Origin of the sequence: Modicisalibacter sp. 'Wilcox' (assembly GCF_010993675.1) — a bacterium.
GTDB classification, from domain to species: domain Bacteria; phylum Pseudomonadota; class Gammaproteobacteria; order Pseudomonadales; family Halomonadaceae; genus Modicisalibacter; species Modicisalibacter tunisiensis.
The window spans coordinates 96900-122722 of the sequence record NZ_WNXF01000011.1 but is presented as its reverse complement, the minus strand read 5'-3'; the positions used below and the strand labels follow the sequence as shown (position 1 = coordinate 122722).

The window sequence follows — 25823 nt, the reverse complement described above, 5'->3', positions numbered from 1 at the left end:
GGCATCCGCCGGGCCCTGTCGTCAGGCACAACTCGCGATTCGTTCACCGGGCAGCGTCAGGCGATATCATCCGGCCCCGGCGCCCGCTTGTGGCCGGTCACCATCGAGCGCGCCAGGTTCTCGCGATGCTGCCAGCTCGAGGCGATCACCCCGGCCACGTGCAGGCCGACCAGTGCCAGCAGGGCGTTGCCCAGGAACTGGTGAGTCTCCTGCACCCAGGCCACGCCCCAGAAGGCGTCGGTGGTCTGCAGCCAGCCGGTGAGCGCCTGCGCGGCCAGCCCCGCCAGCAGCACGGCGATCATCAGCCCCCCGGCCGGATTGTGACCGAGGTAGCGCGGTTCCCGGCGGCGTGCCATCGCCTTCAGATGACCCAGCGCCGCACCCGGCGAGGCGATGAAGTGGCGGAACCGCACGTGGTGCGGCCCCACCAGACCCCACAGCAACCGCCAGGCGATCAGGGCGGCGACGCTGTAGCCCGCCCACTCGTGGACCGTCTGCCAGACGCCCGACGTCAGCCAGGCGGTGGCGAAGGCGGTCACCAGACTCCAGTGAAAGAGGCGCGTCCACAGGTCCCAGACCTTGATGGTGGCAGTCTCGTGGGTCATGGATCAGTCGTCCTCGCCCCCGACCGGGGCCAGCGTCCTGGGATTGAAGTAGACTTCACGGCGATGGCCGTCGGCATCCAGCGCGTAGACCTCGTAGCAGCCCTCTTCCTGCTTGACTCGCTTGATGTCCCAGCCCTTCGCCGAGAGCTGCTGTTCCAGAGCGCTCTGGGGCTGCCACTGGTCCTTGGGCACCTGGCAGCGATCGCCGGCCAGGGCGCTGCCGGCCAGGGTCAGGGCGGCGAGGGCGGTTGCCGTCAGCACGGTCGTCTTCATGGAAATCTCCTCTCAGGGTGTTATTGGTGTCACGCGCGGTGACCGTGCCCACGCTAGAGCCCCAAGCTGAACGATGGCTTAAGAGGAGAATGACGAAGCGATGACGGCGCGCGGTGCGGCCTGGCCGGGCCTGGCCTGGCCGAACCCGGGCATCACACCACCAGCACGTTGCCCAGCATACCGATCATGAAGCCCATCACCGCGCCCAGCGGCGGGGTCCAGTGATTGCGCATCCGCGACTGCGGTGCGATGTCCTGAAAGACCAGATAGAGGATCCCGCCCCCGGCGAAGGCCATGATCGCGGCGGTCAGCGCCGGCCGATCCTCTAGGAACAGATAGCCCAGCACCGCCGCCAGCGGCCCCAGCACGCTCACCGCCAGCAGCACCAGCAGGATCCGGCGGGAGGACATCCCCAGGTGGCGCATGTCGCGAAAGGCGTTGAAGCCTTCCGGCAGGTTCTGCAGACCGATGAAGGCCGCCAGCAGCGTTCCCAGGCGCCGATCGTGCCCGAACACCGCGCCCAGCGAGATCGCCTCGGGCACGAAGTCCATCAGCAGCGCCATGAACTGCGCCCAGTTGCCGCCGCGTCGCTCGAGGTAGGCATCGATCACGCAGAACAGCCCGCCCCCGACCAGAAAGGCCACCGCCAGGCCGGCCGGCGGCAGCACCTCCATGCCCTCGGGAATCAGCGCGAAGGCCACCGCCGCCACCAGGATGCCGCCCCCGAAGGCCACGATGCCGTGCATCAGCTCCTGCTGGGTCGCCGTCCGGGCCCGGCCGCTGAATCGTGCGCCCAGCCCGCCGGCGAAGGCGCACAGCCCGGACAGCCAGGCGATGGTGACGATGGTGGCAAGGATATCCATGACGCGTGCCGCTCCCTCCGGTTCGAGACGAGGCCCGAGTATGCCACGACCCCGCCGCACACGACGCCCTCGCTGGCCGCGGCGCGACTTATCCGTTAAGCTGCAGGCCCGCTGCCCCGCCGGCACCTTCGCGCCGGCCCCATCCTGCAGCCACCGAGAGATTCCATGAGCTTTGCTTCCCTGGGGCTGTCCGCCCCGCTGCTGAAGGCCGTGGCCGAACAGGGCTACGACACCCCCTCGCCGATTCAGGCCAAGGCGATTCCCGCCGTACTGGAAGGCCGCGACGTGATGGCCGCCGCCCAGACCGGCACCGGCAAGACCGCCGGCTTTACCCTGCCGCTGCTCGAGCGGCTCAAGGAGGGCCAGCGCGCCCGTCCACGCCAGGTCCGTGCCCTGGTGCTCACACCGACCCGCGAGCTGGCCGCCCAGGTCGGCGAGAGCGTGGCCACCTACGGCAAGCACCTGCCGCTGACCAGCACCGTGGTCTTCGGCGGGGTCAAGATCAATCCGCAGATCGCCGCGCTCAAGCGCGGTGTCGACGTGCTGGTCGCCACACCCGGCCGCCTGCTCGACCTGCACGGCCAGCAGGCCGTGAACTTCGACGCCCTCGAGGTACTGATCCTCGATGAAGCCGACCGCATGCTCGACATGGGCTTCATCCACGACATCCGCCGGATCCTCAAGGTGCTGCCGGCCCGGCGCCAGACGCTGATGTTCTCGGCCACCTTCTCCGACGAGATCCGCCGCCTCGCCAAGGGCCTGGTCGACGAGCCGGTGGAGGTCGACGTCGCGCCGCGCAACACCACCGCGGCCACGGTGAACCAGTGGGTCTGCCCGGTGGACAAGCCGCGCAAGCCGGCGCTGCTCAGCCACCTGATCCACAGCGAGGGCTGGGAGCAGGTGCTGGTGTTCACCCGCACCAAGCACGGCGCCAACAAGCTGACTCGCCAGCTCGAGGCCGACGGCATCGAGGCCGCGGCGATTCACGGCAACAAGAGCCAGAGTGCCCGCACCAAGGCGCTCGGCGGCTTCAAGTCCGGCGAGATCCGCGTGCTGGTGGCCACCGACATCGCCGCCCGCGGGCTGGATATCGACCAGCTGCCGCAGGTGGTCAACTTCGAGCTGCCCAACGTCGCCGAGGACTACGTCCACCGCATCGGCCGCACCGGGCGGGCCGGCGCCAGCGGGCAGGCGGTATCGCTGGTATGCAAGGAAGAATGCAAGGAACTCGCCGGCATCGAGCGGCTGATCAAGCGCAACCTGCCGCGCCACCCGGTCAGCGGCTTCGAGCCGGGCCAGGCCGTCGACACCCCCGACGCCGACCGCAAGCCCGCCACACGCCGGAGCCCGCCCCGGCCCGGCCCCGGCACTGCCTCACGCCCCGAGGAGGACAACCGCCAGCGGCCGCGCCGGCGGCGCCGCGGCGGTCGCAACCGGCGGCGCGGCAATGGGGCCACGGCCGGCGAATAGGCCGTAACCCCAGCTGACGCCGAAGGCACGACGGCGGGCCATGGGCCCGCCGTCGTGCCGATGGGCCTCGTTCAAGGCGACGGCGAGCAACACCCCCGCGCGACCTCGTGGGACAGCCGGATATGCGTGTCCAGCAGGGCACGGGCGGCCTGGATATCGCGGGCCATCGCCAGCTCCACCAGCGCGCCGTGCTGCCCGTCCAGCGTGGCGCGAATCCCCGGATTGGGCGGCGCCATGCGCCGATAGCGATCGAACTGGTCATGCAGCTGGCCGATGAAGCGCAGCAGCCAGGGTGACCCGCAGGCCCCCAGCAGCGCCCGGTGAAAGCGCAGGTGCGCCTGCTCCCACTCCTCGATCCGATCCGGCTGCTCATCCGAGCGCCGCAGCCGATGCGACGCCGCCAGCAGCTGTGACTCCCACTCGGAATCCCCGTTCTGGAACGCCTGGGTCAACGCCATGCATTCCAGCTGCGTGCGCAGTCCGGCGATATCGTCGAGTTCCTCGAGACGCATCGCCGGCACCCGGAAGCCCCGCTGGTTCTCCTGCTCGAGCAGGCCATAGGCCGCCAGCCGGTTGAGCGCCTCGCGCAGGGGGCTCAACCCCACCCCGTAGTGCGTCTTCAGCGCGCTGATGGCGAGCTTCTCGCCGGCCGCGAAGCGCCCGCGTATCAGGTCCTGCTTGAGCGCCTCGAAGACCTGGCTGGACGCCGTGGTGCCGGCGGAGGGCGATGTGGTCATGGGGCCCCTCTCGTTGATCGATCGCGGTGACGAAGAAACAGGCTGTTGACGTTATCCCAGTCACGGGCCATAGTCATTTCCCTAAAAATCGATTTTTTCATCAATAACGATTTATACCACAACAATCGATCGGAGACGGCATGCTGACGCCCTTTTCCCCCGCCACCCCGTATCCTTCGCAACGCAGTGCCACCTACGCCCGTCATGGCATGGTCGCCGCCTCCCAGCCCCAGGCCAGCCAGATCGGCCGCGACATGCTCGCCCGCGGCGGCAATGCCGTGGATGCCGCCATCGCCACCGCCGCGGCGTTGACGGTGGTCGAGCCGACCGGCTGCGGCATCGGCGGCGATGCCTTCGCGCTGGTCTGGATCGCCGATGACGATCAGGGAAAGGGCCGGCTCCACGGCCTCAATGCCAGCGGCCAGGCCCCGCAGGCGCTGACCCGCGAGGCGGTGATGGCGGCAGGCCATGCCGAAATGCCGCTCCACGGCTGGACCCCGGTCACGGTGCCGGGCACCCCCGCCGCCTGGGCCGAACTGTCACGCCGTTTCGGCAAGCTGGATTTCGCCACCCTGCTGGAACCGGCGATCCGCCTGGCCCGCGACGGCTTTCCCGTGTCGCCGGTCATCGCCAGCCTGTGGCAGCGTGCCGAGTCCACCTTCCGCTCGCACCTGACCGACCCCGCCACGGCCGCCTGGTTCGACACCTTCACGCCGGCGGGACGCGCACCGCGGGCCGGCGAGTGGCACCGCTGCGAGGACCAGGCCCGCACCCTGGAGGCGATCGCCGCCACCCGCGCCGAGAGCTTCTATCGCGGCGAGCTCGCCGAGCGCATCGACGCCTTCTCCCGCGACACCGGCGGCTACCTGCGGGACGAGGATCTCGCGGCCTACGCGCCCGAATGGGTCACGCCGATTGCCGCGCGTTACCGGGGCGTAGATGTCTGGGAAATTCCCCCCAATGGCCAGGGGCTGGTGGCCCTGATGGCCCTGCGCATCCTCGAAGGCTTCGATCCGGTCGGGCGCGACGACCCGGCGACGCTGCACCGCCAGCTCGAGGCGATGAAGCTGGCCTTCGTCGACGGCCAGACCCATATCACCGAACCCGCCCACATGACGCACGACGTCGCCGAGCTGCTGAGCGACGCCTACACCCGGGAGCGGCGCGCCCTGATCGGCGAACACGCCCTCGACCCGCGACCCGGACGGCCGCAGGCCGGCGGTACCGTCTACCTGGCCACCGCCGACGATGCCGGCAACATGGTGTCGTTCATCCAGAGCAACTATCACGGCTTCGGCTCCGGCGTCGTGATTCCGGGCACCGGGATCGCCATGCAGAACCGCGGCCACAACTTCAGCCTCGACCCCGGGCACGACAACGTGCTGGCCCCGGGCAAGAAGACCTTCCACACCATCATCCCCGGCTTTCTGACCCGTGACGACGGCATGCCGCTCGGCCCGTTCGGGGTGATGGGCGGCTTCATGCAGCCCCAGGGCCACGTCCAGGTGGTGACCAACCTGGTCGATTTCGGCCTGAATCCGCAGGCCGCGCTCGACGCGCCCCGCTGGCAATGGATGGGCGGCAGGCGCATCGGCGTCGAGCATCATTTCCCCGCGCACCTGGTACGCGCCATGGCCGAGCGCGGCCATGACATGCGTGTCGAGCATGACAGTCGCGGCTTCGGACGGGGACAGATGATCATTCGCGACCCCGACACCGGGATCTACTGCGGCGGGACCGAACCGCGCACCGACGCCAGCATCGCGGTGCAGTGACCATGGCGTCGCAACGACAGCTGTTTCTCGCCTTCCTGCGTGTCGGCCTGTTCGGCTTCGGCGGCGGTCCGTCGATGATCCCGCTGGTGCATCAGGAGGTGGTCAAGCGCCACGCCTGGATGGACGACGAGGCCTTCGCCGACGTGCTGGCGATCGGCAACACCCTGCCCGGTCCCATCGCCACCAAGATGGCCGGCTACATCGGCTACCGGGTCGGCGGCGCCCTGGGCGCCGTCAATGCCGTGATCGCCGTGGTCGCCCCGGTCGTGGTCGCCATGATCGCGCTGCTCGGGCTCTATGCCCGGCACGGCGACCAGCGCTGGGTCCAGGGCATGGGCCAGGGCGTGGTACCCGTGGTGATGGTGATGATGGCCAAGCTGACGCTGGACTTCTTCAACAAGTCCCGGGCCGGCCTCGGCTGGGCGCTCACCCTGGCCCTGGGCGGCGCGGCGGGCGTGCTGATCTATGGACTCGGCATCCACCCGGGACTGGTGATCGGGGCCCTGCTCGTCGCCGCCCTGCTGCGCCCCGAGCGCCGCGAATCCACCAAGGAGGCCAGCTGATGCTCTACTGGCAGCTCTTCATCGCCTTCTTCATTCCCAACATCGTCGGCTATGGCGGCGGCCCGGCGATCATCCCGCTGATCGAGAACGAGGTGGTGGGCCGCTACGGCTGGATGACCGCCCAGACCTTCGCCGAGACCCTGGCGCTGGGCAACGCCCTGCCCAGCCCCATCGCCACCAAGATGGCCGGCTACATCGGCTACGACGTCGGCGGCATTCCCGGCGCCCTCGTCGCCCTGTTCGCCACCGTGGCGCCCTCGCTGCTGCTGATGCTGCTGGCGCTGGGCACGCTGTATCGCTACCGCGACTCGATCAAGGTCAAGTCGATGAGCCAGTGGGTGCGCCCGGTGGTGATGGTGCTGATGGCCTTTCTGACCTGGCGCTTTCTCGACGAGGGGCTGGCCGGTGCCGGCCTCCTGCACACGGCGATCATCGGCGGCGTGGCGGCGCTGCTGCTGGGCGCGACACGGATTCATCCCGCCGTCGCGGTGTGCTTCGGACTCGGTTATGGCGCGCTGCTGCTGGGCTAGCGCGCCGACGAGCATCCGGGCGGCGTCCGGCGCCGTCCGGACCGGCCCGCTGGGGCCAACATTCCACAGCCAACAAGGACAAACAGCATGGCTACCCTGTCTCGAACCCTGCGCCACATGACCCAACAACCGTGGAAAGCGGCCGTCGGCGGGCTGCTCGCCGGCAGCCTCGCATTGGCCGCCGGCAGCGCGCTGGCCGCCGAAGGCGATTATCCCGCCAAGCCGGTCGAGCTGATCGTTCCCTGGTCACCGGGTGGTGGCAGCGACACCCTGATGCGCGTGGTCTCGAACCATGCCGAACCCTACCTCGGCCAGCCGATGCCGGTCATCAACATGCCCGGGGTCAGCGGTACCATCGGCCTCAAGGAGCTGTCCCAGCGCGATGCCGACGGCTACAGCGTGGGCCAGCTGCACGAGGGCCTGCTGGTGGCCAACCATACCGGCCTGACACCGCTGAACTGGGACGACTTCGCCCCGGTCGCGGCGCTGACCGCCTCGCCCCAGTACCTCACCGTCAATGCCGACAGCCCCTGGCAGACCTTCGGCGAATTCGTCGACTACGCCAAGCAGCATCCCGGGGAAATCCGGGTCGGCGTCACGCTCGGCGGCATTCCCCACCTGCATGCGGCAATGATCGAGGATACCGAGGATCTTTCGTTCCGCTACGTCGGCTTCGAGGGCACCGGTGCCCGCATCCGGGCACTGGTCGGCGGCCACATCGACGCGGCGATCGGCGACATCGCCTCCAGCGGCGAGTTCGTCAAGAACGGGGACCTGCGTTTCCTCGCGGTCGGCAGCCAGGAGCGCCAGGACGAGACGCCGGACGTCCCGACCTTCGCCGAGCTGGGCTATGACCAGCTGTCGCTGAACATCATCCGCGGCATCATCGCGCCCAAGGGCACGCCGCAGGCCCGCATCGATACCCTGGCCGAGGACCTCAAGGCCCTGTCCGAGGATCCCGACTTCGTCTCCGGTGTCGCCAACGCCGGCGCCAAGGTGCATTACATGGGCCCTGAGGCCTACGCGGACTACCTCGAGACCACCGATGCCACCGTCGAGCGGCTGGCCGGGAAGCTCGCCAAATGAGTCGGGCCAGCACGACCCACTCCCCCCGGCCGGCAGGCCGGGAGGGAGCCGGCAAGAGCGGCCGGGCCAACGCGCGCGCGCATATCGTGCTCAATGCCGCCCTGGCGATGCTGTTCGTCGGGCTGTTCGCCCAGTCGGCCTCCCTGCCGTCCTCGATGTGGGAGCCCCTGGGGGCCGGCAGCTTCCCGCGGCTGGTCCTGGGTGCGCTGATCGTCATCAACCTGGCCATCATCGTGCAGGAGGCGAAACGCTATCCGCGGCTCGCCGCTCCACCGCACGGCCTGGTCCGCGACTGGCTGTGGCGTCACCGGCTGGCAATGGGCGTCCTGGGCCTGTTCGCGCTGTTCAGCCTGGCGGTCCCGGTGCTCGGCTTCCCGCTGTCCGCGCTCGCCTTCCTGCTGCTGGTGCAGATCCTGCTGGGCGCACGGCGGCCACGCAGCCTGATTATCGCGCTGGTCATCGCCGGGGTCTTTTCGTTCGGCCTCGACTGGCTCTTCCGCGACGTATTCGTGATCAGCCTGCCGCGCGGCCCGCTGGGCTGAGCGCAGGCCTGCGATCCTTGAAAGGAGACTCGCCATGATGGAAACGCTGCTTTCCGGCGTGGAACAGCTTTTCACCCTGGGGACGATGGTCAGCATGCTGCTCGGCGTGATCGCCGGCGTCATCGCCGCGGCCATTCCCGGTTTCACCATTACCATGGCCATCGTGCTGACCCTGCCGCTGACCTTCACCATGGCGCCGCTGCAGGGCGTGGCGACCATGCTGGCGGTGTACGTGGGCGGCTACTCGGGTGGCCTGATCAGCGCGGCGCTGCTGGGCATCCCCGGCACGCCTTCCGCGGTCGCCACCACCTTCGACGCCTTTCCCATGGCACGCAGCGGCCAGCCCGGGCGCGCCCTGGCACTGGGCATCTGGTCGTCCTTCTTCGGCGCCCTGGTGAGTGCGGTCATCCTGATCATCGCCGCGCCACCGCTGGCCATGGTGGCGGTCAAGCTCGGCGCCTGGGAATACTTCTCGCTGATCATCTTCGCCATGACCGTGGTCGCCAGCCTGGTCGGCAAGTCGATGCTCAAGGGGCTGATGACCGGGCTGCTGGGGCTGTTCATCGCCACCGTCGGCGCCGACCCGATGATGGGCGTGGCCCGCTTCACCTTCGGCAGCGACCTGCTGGCCGACGGCTTTCCGTTCCTGGTGGTACTGATCGGCATGTTCGCAGTCAGCCAGCTGCTCCAGGAAGTGGAGGACGCCGAACAGATCAAGCAGGGCAAGCGCCTGATCAACGCCGACGTGTCCTTCAATCCGCTGACGGCGATGCGCGAGACGCTGGCCTACCCGGTCAACCTGTTGCGTTCCTCGCTGGTCGGGGTGTTCATCGGCGCGGTGCCCGGGGCCGGCGGCAGCATCGCCAACCTGCTCGCCTACGACCAGGCCAGGCGGGCCTCGCCCACACCGGAGCGCTTCGGCACCGGTACCCCGGAGGGCGTGATCGCCTCGGAATCCGGCAACTCGGCCACCTCGGGCGGCGGGCTGATTCCCATGATCGCGCTGGGCATTCCCGGCAGCGCCGTCGACGCGGTGCTCATGGCCTCGCTGATGGTGCACGGAATCGGCGTCGGGCCGCGTCTTATCCTCGACCACGGCGACCTGGTCTATGGCATGTTCACCGCCATGCTGGTGGCGGCGGCGATGGTGCTGGTGGTGTGCCTGTTCAGCATGCGCTTCTTCCTGCGCGTGACCGACATTCCACGCTCGATCATCGTGCCGGTGGTACTGGTGTGCTGCGTGATCGGCGCCTTCGCCCTGAACAACCGCGTGACGGACATCTACCTGCTGCTGGGTGTCGGCGTCATCGGCTACGTGCTGAGCAAGCTCGAGTACCCGCTGGCGCCGCTGGTGCTCGGGGTCATCCTCGGCCCCATAGCCGAGACCAACCTGCGCCGGGCGCTGATGACCGACGAGGACTGGACGCTGTTCTTCACGCGACCGATCTCGCTGATCCTGCTGGTACTGGCCGTGGTGTCCGTCGCCCTGGCCATCCGCCACCGCCTGCGTCAGCGGCATGCACCGGCAACCTGAGCCTTCATGCGCCTGCCCGTGCCGCCACCCGCTTCCCGTCCATGAACGAAAACCGCCGGGCCAGGGCCCGGCGGTAACAAGGGAAACAGCCCCTCACCCGTTGTCAAGGTGCTCGAAGATCGCCGCGAAGTCCTCGCGGCCGCGTCCGGCCTGCCTGGCGCCGGCATAAAGTTCCTTGGCGAGGTTGGCCAGGGTCATCGGCTGCTCGTGCTCGTAGGCGGTCAGTGCCAGCAGGTGCAGGTCCTTGTGCATCCATTCCAGCGGGAACTGGGGCTCATAGTCGCCACGCCGGATCAGTTCCGCCTTGCCGGTCAGAAATGGTGCCGATACCGGCAGCCCCGGCAGGGTGTCCATGAGGAACTCCCGCGAGAAGCCGAGCTTCTCGCCCAGCAAAGCGGTTTCCGAGAACACCGCCATCGACTGGGCGAGCTGGGCGTTGACCAGCATCTTGAAGCTGGTGCCCTGCCCGGTGTCGCCGACGTGCAGGATCTTCCCGCCCATGTGCGACAGCAGCGGCTCGATGGCCTCGAAGTCGGTCCGCTCACCGCCGACCAGGAAGGTCAGCGTCCCGTCCTCGGCCGGCTGACGGGTACCCGCCACCGGCGCATCGACGAAGCGTACCCCGTGCTCCCGGGCACGTTCGGCCATGGCGCGGCTGAACGACGGATTGACGGTGGAACAGTCCACCCACAGGGCATCGTCACGCATCGCCGGCACGAAGCCGTCCTCGCCGAAGGCGACACTCTCGACCACCTCCGGCGAGGCCAGCATGGTGAAGACCACCTCGGCCTCCGCCACCGCCTCGCGCCAATTATCGGCCGTGGCGGCGCCAGCCTCCTTCAGGGCCGCGAGCGGCTCCGGCGAGCGGTTGGCCACGGTCAGCTCCAGCCCCTCGTGCGCCAGCAGGTTGCGGGCCATGCGCCGGCCCATGATCCCCAGTCCGATGAAACTTGCCTTCATGTGACACTCCCGGTTCGATGGATGGTCAGGCTCAGTATTCCAGACAGATCTTGCCGAAGTGCTTCTGGGATTCCTGATGGCGGAAGGCGTCGGCGATCTCGTCGAGCGCGAAGGAGCGATCGATCACCGGGCGCAGGCCGCAGGCTTCGATGGCCCGGATCATCTCGACCTGGTCCCGGTGGCTGCCGACGATCAGCCCCTTGAGCGTGGCCTGCTTGGCCATCAGCTTGGCCGTGGGCACTTCGCCGCCGCGGCCGGTGAGCACGCCGATCAGCGCGATATGCCCGCCGATCCGCACCGCCTCGATCGACTGCGGCAGGGTACCCGGCCCACCGACCTCGATGACGTGATCCACGCCACGCCCGCCGGTGAGTTCCTTGACGCGCTTGCCCCACTCGGGCTCGGTCTTGTAGTTGATGGTGTGGTCGGCGCCCAATTCCTGCAGGCGTGCAATCTTCTCGTCCGATGACGAGGTGGCGATCACGGTGGCACCGAGCTGCTTGGCGAACTGCAGGGCGAAGATCGACACCCCGCCGGTGCCCAGCACCAGCACGCTGTCACCCGGCTTGATGTGGCCGTCCACCACCAGCGCCCGCCAGGCGGTGAGACCGGCGGTAGTCAGCGTTGCCGCTTCGGCATGGCTGTAGCCGGCCGGCGCGTGGGTGAACCAGCCGGCTGGACGCACGACCTGCTCGCGCGCATAGCCGTCGACGCCGTCGCCGGGCACCGTGGTGAAGTCCCCGACCGGCGCCGGTCCGGTCTGCCAGGTGGGGAAGAACCCCGACACCACGCGATCCCCCACGGCGAACGCCTCGACGCCCTCGACGCCCTCGCCGACCGCCTCGACCACGCCGGCCCCGTCGGACATCGGGATCCGGCCGTCTTCGGTCGGCATCGCCCCCGACACCACACCGTAGTCGTGGTAGTTGAGGGAACTGGCGTGAATCCGCACGCGAATCTCGCCCGGCCCGGGCTCTCCCGGTGCCGGCTGCTCGTGCACTTCCAGATGATCCAGCCCGCCCGGGGCCTTCAGTGTCACGACCTTCATACCGTCTCCTTCCCAGCGTTGAATAGCCTTCAAACCATTGATGGCATCGTCCGCCGTGAACTTCAAGGGAGCGTGTCGTGCCGGGTTGGCTAAACTGACGAGAAGGCTCTAGGCTGGAGCCGCCCCGGGCCCGAAGGCCCACGTCGGCCCGTCCGGCACGGCACCATGCATCGCACCGGGCAGGCGCGCGGGCCAGACAGGCCATCAACGGCGTCCCCGGCAATTCCAGGGAAGGCAGTCAGGGAAGGAGCGCCCATGACCCCGTACAGACAGCGCGACGGCTGGCCGCAGGCGGTGCCACGGTGGGCCGCCATCGGCATCTTTCTGTACCTATCCGTGTTCGCGCTGGGCTTCGCCCAGCTGTTTCTCGTGCCCATCGTGCTGGCGTTTCTGCTGTCGATGGTCTTCAGCCCGGTGCGTCGCACCCTGCACCGGCGCGGCCTCTCGCAGGGCCTGGCGGCGATCCTCATCATGATCGCCCTGCTGGTGGGGCTGGCCACGCTCGCCACCGCCCTGGCCGTGCCGGTCAGCGGCTGGCTGAACAATGCCACGACCATCGAGCGCAAGATCGAGACGCGCCTCAACGAAGTCTCGGGGCCGTTCAGCGGCTTCTTCAGGGCCAAGGAGAAGCTCGAGTCGATGACCGAGTCCGACGACAGCGATGTCCAGAAGGTCGAGACGCAGGACAACACCCTCACCCGGAGGCTCGCCAGCCTGGTCCCCACCTTCATCACCCAGTGCCTGTTCACGCTGGTGCTGCTGCTGTTTCTGCTCGCCTCGGGCGACATGTTCTACGAAAAGATCGTGCACGTGTTGCCGACCCTGCGCGACAAGAAACGCGCGGTGCGCATCACCCAGGACATCGAGCGCAAGCTCTCCCGCTACCTGTTCACCATCACGCTGATCAACGCCGGCCTGGGCACCGCGGTCGGCGTGGCCATGTGGCTGCTGGGCATGCCCAGCCCGCTGAGCTTCGGCATCATCGCCTTCCTGTTCAACTTCGTTCCCTATCTCGGCGCCCTGGCCGGCATCATCATCGCCTCGGTCGTGGCGCTGGTGTCGTTCGACTGGCTGGGCTGGCCGCTGATCGTCGCGGGGACCTATTTCTTCCTCACCACCCTGGAAGGCCAGATCATCACGCCCTACTTCGTCGGCCGCAGCCTGCGGCTGAACACCGTGGTGGTGTTCCTGACCATCTCCTTCTGGGCCTGGCTATGGTCGGTGGTGGGCATGATCGTCGCCGTGCCGCTGCTGGTCGCGGTCAAGGCGCTCAGCGAGCATATCGACCGGCTGGAACCACTCGGCCACTTCCTGGCCGAACGCCATGCCGAGCCGCCGCGCCACGACATCGATCCGACCGGCGACTAGTCTTTCCACGACATCGCGCACCTCCTGCGCCCGGGCACTTCCACGATGGACGCACCTATGCTGATGGCGAAGGCGTCGTCCATCGCGCGCGAGGAGTCCGATCCGTGGATGAAGTCACCCACCAGTTCATCGCCGGCCACCAGGTACTGCTGCGCCTGACGGTCGCCCTGCTGCTGGGCACCCTGATCGGCCTGGAGCGCGGCTGGGAAGCCCGCCACCAGCAGGCCGGCCAGCGCATCGCCGGCATCCGGACCTTTGCCCTGGTCGGGCTGCTGGGCGGCGTCGCCGCGCTGCTCGCCGAGCGCCTGACCGTCTGGGCCTTCCCCACCCTGTTCCTGGGCGTCATCGCCACCGGCCTGACCGCCTACCGGGCGCGGCTCGCCCAGGTATCGAACTACAGCATCACCAGTCTGGTGGGGCTGATGCTGACCTTCAGCTACGGGGCGATCGCCGTGGCCGTGGAGCCGGCCATCGCCACGGCGGCCGCGGTGATCACCGCGATCATCCTCGACAACAAGGCGGCGATCCACGGCCTGCTCAACCGCCTTCAGGCCCACGAGCTCGACGCCGGTCTCAAGCTGCTGCTGATCTCGGTGGTGGTGCTGCCGCTGTTGCCCAACCGCAACCTGGGGCCCGGCGGGGCGATCAATCCCTACGCGATCTGGTGGATGGTGGTACTGATCGCCTCGATCTCCTTCATCGGCTACTTTGCGGTGCGGGTCGGCGGAACGCGCAAGGGCCTGCTGTTCACCAGCCTGTTCGCCGGATTGAGCTCGTCGACCGCCCTGACGCTGCATTTCTCGCGCCTGTCGCGCCGCTCGCCGGCGCTCGATCCGCTGCTGGCCGCCGGCATCCTGCTCGCCTGCGGTACCATGTTTCCGCGCATGCTGCTGCTGGGCACGATGCTGAATCCGGCGCTGGCCGTGCGCCTGCTGCTGCCGATCGGGATCATGGCACTGCTGCTCTACGTCCCCGCCCTGCTCATCTGGCGGTCCAGCCGCCGCCAGTCGGCCGTGGCGGGGCCGGCGCTCGACCAGAACCCGCTCGACCTCAAGTCCGCCGTCTACTTCGGCGGCCTGCTGACCGGCATCATGCTGCTCGGGGAGTGGTGTCGCGAGTGGCTGGGCGATGCCGGCATCTACCTGCTGGCGGCCGCCTCCGGGATCGCCGACGTGGATGCCATCACCCTGTCGCTGGCCCGCATGTCGCGTGTCGCCCTCGACCCCTCGGCCGCCGTGATCGGTATCGTCGTAGCGGCGTCCGTCAACAACCTGGTCAAGGCACTGATGGCGGCGCTGATCGGCTCCGGAAAGCTGGCACTCCGCGTCGCCGGCCCCATGCTGCTGTCGCTGGCGGCGGGGCTGGCGATCGCCTGGTGGCCGTGAGGACAAGCAACGCCCGGGCGCCACCGGCACGCCGCCCGCGACTCGCCAAGGCCCCGGATTCGGCCATGCTCACAGGGCGATTTCGACCGGATTCACCAACCGCGCGAAGGCCTCGTAGGGCAGCTGCATGACCTCGGTGTGGCTGCAGGCATTGAAGGCGATCAGGTCGGCCTGGGTCAGGTGCGGCGAGACGAAGACCTCCATCCCGAAGAGGTTGCCGAACGGCGGCATCGCGCCGACCTCGCAATCCGGCAGGCTGTCCCGAAAGTCCGCCTCGCCGGCCAGCTCGACGGACCCGGCACCCACCGATCGCGCCATGCGCTGCAGGTCGACCTGGTCGCTGGCCGGCAGCACCGCCAGCGCCAGGCGGCCATCGATCGTCACCACCACGCATTTCGCGAAGTGGCGGCCGGAAACATGTACCGCCTCGGCAATCTCCTGGGCGGTATAGGCCGGGGAGTGGTGCATGATGACGTACTTGACGCCCTGCTCGTCCAGATATCGTGTCACGCGCTCCATGGACATGACGATCACCCTCGCGTTGATGGGGCAAGGCGCACCTTCAGCCCGCCGGCATGGCCAGCCGCGATACGCCGGGGAAAAGCCATCCTCGGGGAAAAGGCGGCGTCACGCCTGCCGCCTTCACCATCAGGCGGGCCTGCCGCCGTGGCCCCGGCCGCTGCCCTTCATCTCGATCAGCGACCAGATGGCATCGCCGCCGACCAGCACGCCCATGATGAAGCTGTTGATGGCCGCGTTGGTCAGTCCCAGGAAACCCAGGGCAAAGGGCGCCACCAGCAGCCAGACGCCCAGCGCCAGCAGTAGCCATTCTTCCCAGGCCTTCTGTTTCCAGATCGCCAGCGCGGACATGGCGATCAGCACCAGGCCGACCACCAGGGTACTCCACATCGCCAGCGAGGCCGTCGTGGCAAAGCCGAGCACATAGGGGGACACCGCCAGCCAGGCACCGAACAGCAGCATGATCCGATCGCGCCAGCGGGAATGCAGTTGTGCCGTATTCATGATGCACCTCCCGTCTGCAGGTTGATGGGCGTTCACGGTGACGGCCGTGTCGCCTCTTCTGGGTATAGGCGTTCGGAGCGGGGTTTCCATGCGCTGGGTCAACAGACGACACGCCCCTGTTCCGTCCGGCACTTGTTGAGTAAGATGCCTGTCTTCGCTGATGACTGTGACGAGACGAACGACATGGGCAGGGCCTTCCAGAACCGCAAGGAATCCATGGCCAAGACGGCCGCCGCCAAGACCAAGGTGTACAGCAAGTACGGTCGCGAAATTTACGTCTGTGCCAAGGCCGGCGGGACCGATCCCAACGGCAACCTGGCGCTGCGCGGGTTGATCGAGCGCGCCAAGAAGGATCAGGTGCCCTCGCACGTGATCGACAAGGCCCTCGACAAGGCCTCGGGCGGCGGTGGCGAGGACTACTCGGCGGCGCGCTACGAGGGCTTCGGCCCCGGCAGCTGCATGGTGATCGTCGACTGCCTGACCGACAATCCCAACCGCACCTTCGGCGACGTGCGCGCCTGCTTCAACAAGGCCAAGAGCAAGCTCGGCACCCCGGGCAGCGTCAGCCACATGTTCGACCACTGCGCCATCCTCGCCTATGCCGGCGACGACGAGGAAGCCGCGCTGGAAGCGCTGATGGAAGCCGACGTCGATGTCACCGACATCGAGAACGAGGACGGCCGCATCACCGTCTTCGCCCCGCATACCGAGTATGCCAAGGCCAAGCAGGCGCTGACCGACGCCTTCGGCGAGCTCGACTTCGAGGTCGACGAGATCCAGTTCATCCCGCAGACCATTACCCCGGTCGAGGGCGACGACGTGGCGATGTTCGAGAAGCTGCTCGACACCCTCAATGACCTGGACGACGTGCAGCGTGTCTATCACAACGCCGACGTCGCCGACGCCTGACCCCTCCCCACCGCCGGAGCGCCGACCCGTTCCGCCCGGCGGCACGCCCGATGCATCTTGGCTACGCTGAAGGCCGGGGCACGAAGCCCCGGCCATTCGACGACAGGAGGTGCGTCATGCCCGCCCATTCCGAAGCCCAGCAGAAGGCCGCCGGAGCCGCGCTCGCCGCCAGGCGTGGCGAGCACAAGGTCAGCGACCTCGACGGGGCCGCCCGTTCGATGTACGACTCGATGGACGAATCCGAGCTCGAGGCGATGGCCGCCACCTCGCGCAAGGACAAGCCGAAGCACGATAACCACTCGTCCTGAGCGTTCACCTGCGGTCGTCACGCCGATCGGCCGCAGGATCGAGCAAGAATCCGACAGGATCGCATTACCACCCCACGCCGAACGCTGACCATACTGCCGGGTGCAAGTTGTGTCTTTCGCCACGACAGGAGTCATTGCATGCGTTATCGCCAGTTGGGCAATACCGGTCTGTTCGTTTCCGAGCTGTGCCTGGGCACCATGACCTTCGGCGGCCAGGGGGAACTGTGGAGCCAGATCGGTGATGTACAGCAGAGCGACGCCGACCGGCTGGTCGGCCGCGCGCTGGAGGCCGGCATCAACTTCATCGACACCGCCGACGTCTACTCCGAAGGCCGTTCGGAGGTCATCACCGGCCAGGCCCTCAAGAACCTGGGCGTGCCGCGGGACGAAGTGGTGCTGGCCACCAAGGTGTTCGGCGAAACCGGTCCCGGCGTCAACGCCCGGGGGCTGACCCGCTACCACATCATGGAAGGCGTCAAGGCCAGCCTGAAGCGCCTGCAGGTCGATCACATCGATCTCTATCAGGTGCACGGTTTCGACCCGGCCACCCCCATCGAGGAGACCCTGCGCGCCCTGGACAACCTGGTCAGCCACGGCCATGTGCGCTACATCGGCGTCTCCAACTGGGCCGCCTGGCAGATCATGAAGGCCCTGGGCATCGCCGAGCGCCGCGGCCTGGCTCGCTTCGAGTCGCTGCAGGCCTACTACACACTGGCCGGTCGCGACCTGGAACGCGAGCTGATCCCGCTGCTCGACAGCGAGAAACTCGGCCTGATGGTCTGGAGCCCGCTGGCCGGCGGCCTGCTCAGCGGCAAGTACGGCCGCGACAAGGACGGCGAGGCCGGCAGCCGACGCACCCACTTTGACTTCCCGCCGGTCAATGTCGAACGGGCCTATGACTGCATCGATGCCATGCGCACCATTGCGGACGCGCATGGCGTCTCGGTGGCGCGTATCGCGCTGGCCTGGCTGCTGCATCGCCCGGCGGTGACCAGCGTGATCGTCGGCGCCAAGCGGCTCGAACAGCTCGATGACAACATCGCCGCCACCGAGATTCGCCTGAGCGACGACGAGCTGGAAACCCTCGACCGCGTCAGCGCCCTGCCACCCGAGTACCCGGGCTGGATGCTGGAACGCCAGGGCGAGGTCCGGCGCCAGCAGCTGGACGACTCGGCCAGGGAGTAAAAGGACGACACGGCGGCCTACCGGGTCGCCGTGCCCCGAGCGCGCCTTTCAGTAAGCGATGCGGTGGTCTACCGTGAGATGAACAGCGTTGCCAAACGCTTTCGTTAACCAACGAGCCACCGCCCATGAAGCCTGCCGAGCCAGAACAACGTCCGCCCCCCCTCCGCCCGCCAACACCAGATGGCACTATTCGCCCGCAACTTCTTCAAGCACCCGAAGATGCTGGGCTCGATTATCCCGAGCTCTCGCTTCCTCGTGCGGCGCATGCTGAATCACGTCGACTGGCAGCGCACCCGGGTGCTGGTCGAGTACGGACCGGGAGTCGGCACCTTTACCCGCGAGATCCTGAGGCAGATGCCTGCCGATGCGGTACTGATCGTGATCGAGACCAACGCGGACTTCGTCGACTACATCCAGCGCGTCTATCCCGACCCTCGCATGCAGGTCGTCCATGGCTCGGCGGCCGACATAGAGCAGATCCTCGCTGAACGCGGCCTGGGCCAGGTCGATTACGTCATCGCCGGGATTCCCTTCAGCACGTTGCCCAGTTACGTCGGCGAAAGCATCCTCAATGCGACGCGCAAGGTCATCTCTCCCGCCGGGACCTTCCTGCTCTATCAATTCTCGCCCAGACTCCTGCCCACGCTACACAGGACCTTCTCCAAGGTGAGTCGCGAGTTCGAGCCGATCAACTTCCTGCCGGCGCACTTCTATCGCTGCAAGCCCTGACCCCGGAGGCGACCGCACAACACGGATCAGGGCGCCTTCGCTTCGACCGGCCGGATCACGTTGCCGACGTCGTCGGCCACCAGCAGCCTGCCGCGCCGGTGTGGGCAACCTGGAAGGCGTCCTTCTTCCTCGCGCTTTCTTACCGCAGCAGGGGCCAGCAGCACGCCCCTGTCAAAACCGCCCGCTGAATGACACCGGCCCGCCAACCGTGAGGTTGGCGGGCCGGGATTCAGGGCCCAGGCTCCGCGGGAGCCGGCGTGCCGATCAGCCTGTCTTCGACTTCACGCCTTCCTCGATGCGCCGGCCGATCTCGGCGTCGATGCTCTTCCAGTACTCGAAGACCCGCGAGAGCACCGGCTCCTTGACCCCGCCCGCGACATGCCCGACCACGTTGTTGACCAGCCGCTCGCGGGCCGCGTCGTCCATCACCTGGTTGATCAGGGCGTTGGCCTGGCCGTAGTCGTCATCGTCGCGGCGCAGGGCGTAGGGCGCGCGCACCATCTGGCCATGGGCCTCCCAGGTGGAATCGGTGGGATAGCGCTCGCCGTCCGCCGCCGGGCCGCCCTTGGAATTGGGCGCGTAGACCGGATCGGACGCCTTGTTGATGCGCATCGCCCCGTCCTTGCTGTAGCTGTGGACCGGCGCCACCGGCGCATTGACCGGAATGTGCTTGTAGTTGACGCCGAGCCGGGCGCGGTGCGCGTCGGCATAGGAGAACACCCGGGCGACGAGCATCTTGTCCGGGCTGATGCCGATGCCGGGGACCAGGTTGTTGGGCTCGAAGGCCGCCTGCTCGATCTCGGCGTGATTGTCGGTCGGGTTGCGGTCGAGCGTCAGCTTGCCCACCTTGATCGGCGGATAGTCCTCGTGCGGCCAGACCTTGGTCAGGTCGAAGGGGTTGAAGCGATAGGTGTCCGCCTCGGCGAACGGCATGACCTGCACGTACAGCGTCCAGCTCGGGTGCTCGCCGCGCTCGATCGCCTCGAACAGATCGCGGGTATGGTAGTCGCTGTCCTCGCCGGCCAGCCGATCGGCTTCTTCCTGGGTCAGGCACTCGATGCCCTGGTCGGTCTTGAAGTGGTACTTGACCCAGAACTTCTCCCCTTGGGCATTCACCCACATGTAGGTGTGGCTGGAATAACCGTTCATGTGGCGCCAGGTCTTCGGGATGCCGCGGTCGCCCATCAGCCAGGTGACCTGATGCGCGGACTCCGGCGACAGGGTCCAGAAGTCCCACTGCATGTCGTGGTCGCGAAGGTTGTTGTCGGCGCGGCGCTTCTGCGAACGAATGAAGTGCTGGAACTTCAGCGGATCGCGCACGAAGAACACCGGCGTGTTGTTGCCGACCATGTCGTAGTTGCCTTCGCTGGTATAGAACTTCAGCGCGAAGCCGCGCGGGTCGCGCCAGGTGTCCGGGCTGCCGCGCTCGCCGGCCACCGTGGAGAAGCGGCTCAGTACTTCGGTCCGGGTGCCGGGCTGGAAGACCGCCGCCCGGGTGTACTGGCTGACATCCTCGGTGACCTCGAAATGCCCGAAGGCACCGCTGCCCTTGGCGTGGGGCTGACGCTCGGGAATGCGCTCGCGATTGAATTGGGCCATCTGCTCGATCAGGTAATGATCGTGCAGCACCAGCGGGCCATCCGGGCCGACGGACAGTGAGTGTTCGTCGCTGGCAACCGGGATGCCGGCATCGGTGGTCGTGGGCTTGCGATTGTCGGTCGTCACGATGATTACTCCCCTTTCTATAACCGTGGCCTGGGCAGCCACGCAGTGGTGTCTCGGCCGGCGGCCGTGCCTGCAGATCCCTGCAACCGCCCGGCGTCTCGCGGCCGGTGACGAACCGGCTGCACGCCCCGAGAGACGAAAAACGGTGATAGCCCGTCGGCCTCGACCGAACGGAACGCACGAAGGGAGTTATAGTTAGTCACGCGAGTGCCTGTCCAACGCCGCCGGCGGCGCCGGACCGGCAGAATCGGTCCGGTAGCCCACAAGTCCTGTTCCGATCCATTGCCCGCCCTCGTCGCCAGCCCGCACCACACGGCGGCTGGAGCACCACCGACCACGCGGGTAACGGCGCGCTTCATAGCAGCGTTCGATGCCGGCCATGGTTATTATTCATCGCCTTGTGCCATCGGAAGGGGCCGATTCATACCACCGCCCTGTGCATGGGAGCAAAAATCGGTAGGATGAAAGACGCAACAACGTCAGCAGGAGTCACGACACACGATCGATCATTGCGTCAGCCGATATGGGAGGTTCTCATGGCAGTCTACAAACCTGAGTGGCGGTGCCTGTTCAGTGTCAGCGACGGAGCCGAGGAATCATCCACCTGGAAGGAACGCCTTGCCTGGCGATTGCGAGCCTTCGCGGACCGCCTCGACAGCAGCGGCCGAACCCTGAAGATCGATTACAACATTTCTCCCCACGTCAGCCGCGAGGACATCGACACCTGCCTCGGCAAGGGCTTTGAAGTCACCCAGGGTCTGCTCACGCAACTCGCCCACCAGGCCGCCTGCGAACACGTCATGCGCGACGCCAAGGCGGAACTCTACGACTGAGACCCAGTTCCCGGAGCCGCCCGGCTCCGGGCCCCTACGGCGATTCCCGGCAACGCGTTACCATACCGGCCCATTCCCCTTCGAGCGCGCGCCATGCCGATTCTCCACTGCATCGTTCACCGCATCGACAAGGCCGACGGCGAGCAGCCCGCCGCGCTGACCACCGCCGACACCCCGCAGGCCCCTTCGTCGCCGCTGGACGACCTGCTCGCCGAGCTGACCACTCGCTTCAACGCCAAGCGCAAGGGCTGGGGCTACTTCCGCGAGGACGCCACCGCCCGCTCGCTGGCCGCCCTGCTGCCCGCCTACCTCGAAACCGCCGAGCCCGAGGCGTTCGCCACCCTGTCCCGCCAGACGGCGGAAAGCCTGCGCGAGCTGGTCGAGCAGCAGCTGCCGACCGGTGGCTACCTGATCATGGCCCACGTCCGCCAGGGCGAGAGCGAGCACCTGACCCTGGCCCTGCTGCACGCCCGCGCCGGCTTCGGCGTGGATTCACGGCTCGCGGTGGTGCCGGTTGCCCCGCTCAACGTCAGTCAGCCCGCGCTGGCCGCGCGCATCGACCTGACCCAGATGCGTGCCGGCCAGTCGCGCCAGTATGTCGCCTTCACCCGCGACCGCGGTGGCCAGGCCCTGGTCGAGGCGTTCCGCGACTGGCTGGGCTGCGAGGAGGGTGCGGACGCCCCCGGGGAGACCCGCACCCTGCTCAAGGCCTTCAGTGACTACGTGGAAAGCGAGGCCCTGCCCGACGCGGCCGCCCGCGAGAAGACCGACGCCCTGCTCGACTACGCCAGCGACCAGGCCGGCCGCGGCGAACCGCTGACCCTCGACGCCCTCTCCGAACTCGTCGACGACCAGCAGCCCCGGGCCTTCTATGATTACATTCGCAACCAGGATTACGGGCTGGCGCCGGAGATCCCGCCGGACAAGCGCACCCTGCAGCAGTTCAAGCGCTTCACCGGCCGCGCCGGCGGCGTCTCGATCAGCTTCGACTCGCACCTGCTGGGCAACAGCATCGAGTACGACGCCGAGCGCGACCGGTTGATCATCAAGCAGGTGCCCGACGCCCTGAAGACCCAGCTCCGGGAGCGCCGCTCCTGACGCCCCGTTTCTGCAACGCGCATCGCCAAATCGCCAAGGAGGCTCCATGCAGTCACGCTACTTCACGCTCATCGACTACCCTGACGGCACCCCGGCCCGCGAGCTGTTCGACCTGCGCACCCGCGAGCTGCCCGAGCTCGGCGACGGCGAGGTCCGGGTGCGCAACACCTGGCTGTCGGTCGACCCCTACATGCGCGGGCGCATGAGCGGCCGGAAGACCTACATCGACCCCTTCATCGCCGGCGAGCCGCTGGAAGGCGCCGCCGTGGGTGAGGTGATCGAGTCCCGCAACGCCCGCCTGCCGGTGGGCACCCGGGTCAGCCACATGGCTGGCTGGCGCGACGTGGCCCAGCTGCCCGGCGACGCCGTTCACCCCCTGCCCGAGCTCGACGTGCCCGACTCCGCCTTCCTCGGCGTGCTGGGCATGCCCGGCATGACCGCCTGGACCGGGCTCAATCGCATCGCAGACATGCGCGAGGGCGACAACGTGCTGGTCAGCGCCGCCGCCGGGGCGGTGGGGTCACTCGCCGTGCAACTGGCCAGGGCCAGGGGCGGCAAGGGCAGGGTGGTCGGCATCGCCGGCGCCCCGGAAAAGCTCGAGTGGCTGGCCTCGCTCGGCGTCGAGCCGGTGAGCTACCGTGGCAAGGACGCCGGCGAGCTCGCCGCCGACCTGCACAAGGCCTGCCCCGAGGGCTTCGATGTGGTCTACGAGAATGTCGGCGGCGCCTGCCTGGAAGCCGCCCTCGACAACCTGCGCATCGGCGCGCGCATCGCCATCTGCGGGCTGATCGACAGCTACAACGCCACGGCCCCCGCGCCCGGCCCGAGCAACCTCGCGAAGCTGCTGTTCAACCGGGCGCGCATGGAAGGCTTCATCGTCACGGACCACTGGGACCACTACCCGCACTTCCTCACCACGGTCGGCCCGCTGGTGGCCGGCGGCGAGATCACCTACCGCGAAACCGTCGAGGAAGGGCTGGAAGCCACGCCCGACGCCTTCCTCAAGCTCTTCGACGGCAGCAATACCGGCAAGATGCTGGTGAAGCTGTGATCTGAGGCCGGGACCGGGGCAACGCTTCGGCCGCTCCGGTCCCCGTGGCGCCGCCCGGGTCAGGCCGCCGAATCGACAGCCGCCTCCCCGGCACGACCGGCAGACCGCCCCTCGCTGCGCGAAATGATCGCCGTACCGACCAGGTCGCCGGTGACGTTGAGCGCCGTGCAGCCCATGCCCACCAGCGCGTCGATGGAGGTCAGCAGCGCGACCGTCTCGATCGGCAGCCCCACCTGGGTGAAGACGGTGGCGATCATCACGATCCCGGCGCCCGGCACCCCGGCGGTGCCGATCGAGGTCAGCGTGCCGATCACCACGATCTCGAGCATGCTGGTCAGATCGAGCGGCGCACCGATCACGTTAGCGGCGAATACCGCCGAGATGGCGATGCGGATCGCCGCGCCGTCCATGTTGATGGTCGCTCCCAGCGGCAGGCTGACGCCGTAGACGCTGCGCGGCAGTTGCAGGCGCCGGGCGGCGTCGAGGGTCAGCGGCAGCGTGCCCGAGCTGCTCTGGGTGGCAAAGGCGGTGGCCATCGGCGTACGCGCCTCGCGGAAGAAGTCGCCCAGGCGCACGCCGAACAGCCCCATCAGCACGGCATAGATGACCAGCTGCACCGCCAGGGCGATATACAGCACCGCCACCATGTCGCCCAGCGAGAGGATCGTGTTCAGGCCCTGCCGGCCCACCGTCTCGGCGACGATGGCGAACACGCCGATGGGCACGTACTGCAGCACGCCGCCCATCACCCGCAGCGTCACCTCGTTCAGAGCCTCGATCACCCGATACAGACGCTCGCCCAGCTCGCCCTGGCTCTCCGAGGTGCGCAGCATCAGCAGCGCGATGCCAAAGACGATGGCGGTGAAGATGATGCCCAGCAGATTCACCTCGGCGAAGGCCGAGACGATGTTGTCGGGCACGATGCTCAGCAGCACGTGCACGACACCCGGGTTCTCGGGCACATCGATCTGCGCACCTTCGTCCAGCGTCATGCCGCTGCCCGGCGCGAACAGCGTGGCCACGGCCAGGCCGACAGTGATCGCCAGGGCCGAGGTGGCCACATAATAGGCCAGCAGCTTGCGGCCCGTGCGGCCCAGGCTGCCGCGCTCGCCCTGGTTGATGCCGACCATCAGCGTGAACAGCACGATCGGCACGATCAGGAACTTCAGCAGCCGCAGCAGCAGATCGCCGAACGGCGCCAGCCAGTCGGCGGCCGTCGGCCCGCCGACCAGGCCGACGATCACGCCCAGTACCAGCGCGATGCTTACCCGCAGGATCAGCGACGCGTTCCGATAGGTCCGCCACAATGCTTTCACGATGATGTCTCCTCTGTCGCGACCGATACCCGTCGCGTGTCGTCAATTGATCGAAGGCTGCGTCCCGGCGCGATTCTTCGTATGCTGGCAGCACCACGAGCACGAGGACCTTCGGCGATGACCCAACGCACCCTGGACTGCTGGCTGACCGACATGGACGGCGTGCTGATCCACGAGGATCGCGCCCTGCCCGGCGCGGCCGAGCTGATCGACCACTGGCGCAGCCAGGGCACGCCCTTCCTGGTGCTCACCAACAACTCCATCTACACCCCGCGGGATCTGAGCGCCCGGCTGGCGCGCATCGGTCTCGAGGTGCCGGAAGAACGCATCTGGACCTCGGCGCTGGCCACCGCCGCCTTCCTGCGCGACCAGTGCCCCGGGGGCTCGGCGTTCGTGATCGGCGAAGCCGGCCTGACCACGGCCATCCACGAGGCCGGCTTCGTGATGACCGACGTGGCCCCGGATTTCGTGGTACTGGGCGAGACGCGCACCTACTCCTTCGAGGCGATCACCCGGGCGATCCGCCTGATCGAGGACGGCGCGCGCTTCATCGCCACCAACCCGGACGTCACCGGCCCCAGCCCCGAGGGGCCGATGCCGGCCACCGGCGCGGTGGCGGCCCTCATCACCGCCGCCACCCGGCGCCAGCCCTACTACGTGGGCAAGCCCAACCCGATGATGTTCCGCTCGGCGCTCAATCGCCTCGGCGCCCATTCCGAGCGCACCGGGATGATCGGCGACCGCATGGACACCGACGTGGTGGCGGGCATCGAGGCGGGGCTGCACACCGTGCTGGTGCTCAGCGGCATCGCCACCCGCGACGACGTGGAGCGCTACCCCTACCGGCCGCGGGAGATCCTCGACTCGGTGGCCGACCTGCTGCCCTGAGCGCCAAGCACGAAAAGCA

Annotated in this window: 27 protein-coding genes; 17 read left to right on the top strand and 10 right to left on the bottom strand. The window is 68.0% G+C overall.

The window, feature by feature from the left end; translation table 11 throughout:
- Positions 1–56 precede the first annotated feature (56 nt).
- The 3 genes from G7A98_RS11520 to G7A98_RS11510 all read right to left on the bottom strand — a co-directional run bounded on the left by G7A98_RS11520 (position 57) and on the right by G7A98_RS11510 (position 1741).
- Positions 57–605, bottom strand: a complete 549-nt coding sequence (locus G7A98_RS11520) for a cytochrome b/b6 domain-containing protein (protein ID WP_163649818.1) — start codon at positions 603–605, stop codon at positions 57–59.
- Between the two features lie 3 nt (positions 606–608).
- Positions 609–878 carry a PepSY domain-containing protein gene (locus tag G7A98_RS11515; protein WP_163649817.1) on the bottom strand — a complete coding sequence of 90 codons (270 nt, stop codon included), beginning with the start codon at positions 876–878 and terminating at the stop codon, positions 609–611.
- A gap of 152 nt (positions 879–1030) precedes the next feature.
- A complete protein-coding gene (locus tag G7A98_RS11510) occupies positions 1031–1741 on the bottom strand; it encodes a ZIP family metal transporter (RefSeq protein WP_163649816.1) in 711 nt (236 codons plus the stop codon).
- Between the two features lie 165 nt (positions 1742–1906).
- On the opposite strand from G7A98_RS11510, the gene G7A98_RS11505 reads away from it, so the two are divergent.
- Positions 1907–3211 (top strand): DEAD/DEAH box helicase, encoded by a 1305-nt coding sequence (locus tag G7A98_RS11505; RefSeq protein ID WP_163649815.1) that lies wholly within the window; start codon positions 1907–1909, stop codon positions 3209–3211.
- Between the two features lie 71 nt (positions 3212–3282).
- Here G7A98_RS11505 and G7A98_RS11500 read toward each other — a convergent pair whose 3' ends face one another.
- On the bottom strand, positions 3283–3948 hold the full coding sequence (locus G7A98_RS11500; RefSeq protein WP_163649814.1) for an FCD domain-containing protein: 666 nt from the start codon (positions 3946–3948) through the stop codon (positions 3283–3285).
- Between the two features lie 140 nt (positions 3949–4088).
- On the opposite strand from G7A98_RS11500, the gene G7A98_RS11495 reads away from it, so the two are divergent.
- The 6 genes from G7A98_RS11495 (at position 4089) to G7A98_RS11470 (ending at position 9978) form a co-directional block, all read left to right on the top strand.
- A complete protein-coding gene (locus G7A98_RS11495; RefSeq protein WP_163649813.1) occupies positions 4089–5723 on the top strand; it encodes a gamma-glutamyltransferase family protein in 1635 nt (544 codons plus the stop codon).
- Between the two features lie 2 nt (positions 5724–5725).
- Positions 5726–6286, top strand: a complete 561-nt coding sequence (locus G7A98_RS11490) for a chromate transporter (protein WP_163649812.1) — start codon at positions 5726–5728, stop codon at positions 6284–6286.
- A complete protein-coding gene (locus tag G7A98_RS11485) occupies positions 6286–6816 on the top strand; it encodes a chromate transporter (RefSeq protein WP_163649811.1) in 531 nt (176 codons plus the stop codon). The genes G7A98_RS11490 and G7A98_RS11485 overlap by 1 nt, the downstream gene beginning before the upstream one ends.
- An 87-nt stretch (positions 6817–6903) precedes the next feature.
- Complete coding sequence (locus G7A98_RS11480; RefSeq protein WP_205596263.1) at positions 6904–7902, top strand: tripartite tricarboxylate transporter substrate binding protein; 999 nt, start codon at positions 6904–6906, stop codon at positions 7900–7902.
- Positions 7899–8444, top strand: coding sequence for a tripartite tricarboxylate transporter TctB family protein (locus tag G7A98_RS11475; protein ID WP_163649810.1), 546 nt, complete (start codon positions 7899–7901; stop codon positions 8442–8444). Before G7A98_RS11480 ends, G7A98_RS11475 begins: the two co-directional genes overlap by 4 nt.
- Before the next feature lie 34 nt (positions 8445–8478).
- The gene (locus G7A98_RS11470; protein WP_224416583.1) at positions 8479–9978 is read left to right on the top strand and encodes a tripartite tricarboxylate transporter permease; all 1500 of its coding nucleotides are present in this window, start codon (positions 8479–8481) and stop codon (positions 9976–9978) included.
- A gap of 93 nt (positions 9979–10071) precedes the next feature.
- Here G7A98_RS11470 and G7A98_RS11465 read toward each other — a convergent pair whose 3' ends face one another.
- Together G7A98_RS11465 and G7A98_RS11460 are read right to left on the bottom strand one after the other, a co-directional pair.
- Positions 10072–10938, bottom strand: a complete 867-nt coding sequence (locus G7A98_RS11465; RefSeq protein WP_163649809.1) for an NAD(P)-dependent oxidoreductase — start codon at positions 10936–10938, stop codon at positions 10072–10074.
- Between the two features lie 31 nt (positions 10939–10969).
- Positions 10970–11986 carry an NAD(P)-dependent alcohol dehydrogenase gene (locus G7A98_RS11460; protein WP_163649808.1) on the bottom strand — a complete coding sequence of 339 codons (1017 nt, stop codon included), beginning with the start codon at positions 11984–11986 and terminating at the stop codon, positions 10970–10972.
- Positions 11987–12241: 255 nt separating this feature from the next.
- Between G7A98_RS11460 and G7A98_RS11455 the strand changes: the two genes are divergently transcribed.
- Both G7A98_RS11455 and G7A98_RS11450 read left to right on the top strand, forming a co-directional pair.
- Positions 12242–13354, top strand: coding sequence for an AI-2E family transporter (locus tag G7A98_RS11455; RefSeq protein WP_163649807.1), 1113 nt, complete (start codon positions 12242–12244; stop codon positions 13352–13354).
- A gap of 104 nt (positions 13355–13458) precedes the next feature.
- Complete coding sequence (locus tag G7A98_RS11450) at positions 13459–14739, top strand: MgtC/SapB family protein (protein WP_163649806.1); 1281 nt, start codon at positions 13459–13461, stop codon at positions 14737–14739.
- A 69-nt stretch (positions 14740–14808) separates the two neighbouring features.
- Here G7A98_RS11450 and G7A98_RS11445 read toward each other — a convergent pair whose 3' ends face one another.
- Together G7A98_RS11445 and G7A98_RS11440 are read right to left on the bottom strand one after the other, a co-directional pair.
- A complete protein-coding gene (locus tag G7A98_RS11445; RefSeq protein WP_163649805.1) occupies positions 14809–15264 on the bottom strand; it encodes a YbaK/EbsC family protein in 456 nt (151 codons plus the stop codon).
- Between the two features lie 123 nt (positions 15265–15387).
- On the bottom strand, positions 15388–15762 hold the full coding sequence (locus G7A98_RS11440) for an SPW repeat protein (RefSeq protein WP_163649804.1): 375 nt from the start codon (positions 15760–15762) through the stop codon (positions 15388–15390).
- 183 nt (positions 15763–15945) lie between these two features.
- On the opposite strand from G7A98_RS11440, the gene G7A98_RS11435 reads away from it, so the two are divergent.
- The 4 genes from G7A98_RS11435 (at position 15946) to G7A98_RS11420 (ending at position 18893) form a co-directional block, all read left to right on the top strand.
- Positions 15946–16671: a YebC/PmpR family DNA-binding transcriptional regulator gene (locus G7A98_RS11435; RefSeq protein ID WP_163649803.1), complete on the top strand. Its 726-nt coding sequence runs from the start codon at positions 15946–15948 to the stop codon at positions 16669–16671.
- 116 nt (positions 16672–16787) lie between these two features.
- A complete protein-coding gene (locus G7A98_RS11430; RefSeq protein ID WP_163649802.1) occupies positions 16788–16979 on the top strand; it encodes a DUF3008 family protein in 192 nt (63 codons plus the stop codon).
- 138 nt (positions 16980–17117) lie between these two features.
- Positions 17118–18164, top strand: coding sequence for an aldo/keto reductase (locus tag G7A98_RS11425; RefSeq protein ID WP_163649801.1), 1047 nt, complete (start codon positions 17118–17120; stop codon positions 18162–18164).
- 180 nt (positions 18165–18344) lie between these two features.
- A complete protein-coding gene (locus G7A98_RS11420) occupies positions 18345–18893 on the top strand; it encodes an rRNA adenine N-6-methyltransferase family protein (protein ID WP_163649800.1) in 549 nt (182 codons plus the stop codon).
- A gap of 264 nt (positions 18894–19157) precedes the next feature.
- On the opposite strand, the gene G7A98_RS11415 is transcribed toward G7A98_RS11420, so the two are convergent.
- Positions 19158–20618, bottom strand: coding sequence for a catalase (locus G7A98_RS11415; protein ID WP_163649799.1), 1461 nt, complete (start codon positions 20616–20618; stop codon positions 19158–19160).
- Between the two features lie 536 nt (positions 20619–21154).
- On the opposite strand from G7A98_RS11415, the gene G7A98_RS11410 reads away from it, so the two are divergent.
- The 3 genes from G7A98_RS11410 (at position 21155) to G7A98_RS11400 (ending at position 23600) form a co-directional block, all read left to right on the top strand.
- Positions 21155–21451, top strand: a complete 297-nt coding sequence (locus G7A98_RS11410) for a hypothetical protein (RefSeq protein WP_163649798.1) — start codon at positions 21155–21157, stop codon at positions 21449–21451.
- Between the two features lie 93 nt (positions 21452–21544).
- Complete coding sequence (locus G7A98_RS11405; protein ID WP_163649797.1) at positions 21545–22549, top strand: nucleoid-associated protein; 1005 nt, start codon at positions 21545–21547, stop codon at positions 22547–22549.
- Between the two features lie 46 nt (positions 22550–22595).
- Entirely contained in the window at positions 22596–23600 is a 1005-nt protein-coding gene (locus tag G7A98_RS11400) for an NADP-dependent oxidoreductase (protein WP_163649796.1), read from the top strand.
- A 59-nt stretch (positions 23601–23659) separates the two neighbouring features.
- Here G7A98_RS11400 and G7A98_RS11395 read toward each other — a convergent pair whose 3' ends face one another.
- Entirely contained in the window at positions 23660–24916 is a 1257-nt protein-coding gene (locus tag G7A98_RS11395) for a dicarboxylate/amino acid:cation symporter (protein WP_163649795.1), read from the bottom strand.
- Positions 24917–25033: 117 nt separating this feature from the next.
- Here G7A98_RS11395 and G7A98_RS11390 point away from each other — a divergent pair, with 117 nt between their 5' ends.
- Complete coding sequence (locus tag G7A98_RS11390; protein WP_163649794.1) at positions 25034–25804, top strand: HAD-IIA family hydrolase; 771 nt, start codon at positions 25034–25036, stop codon at positions 25802–25804.
- Positions 25805–25823: the final 19 nt, after the last annotated feature.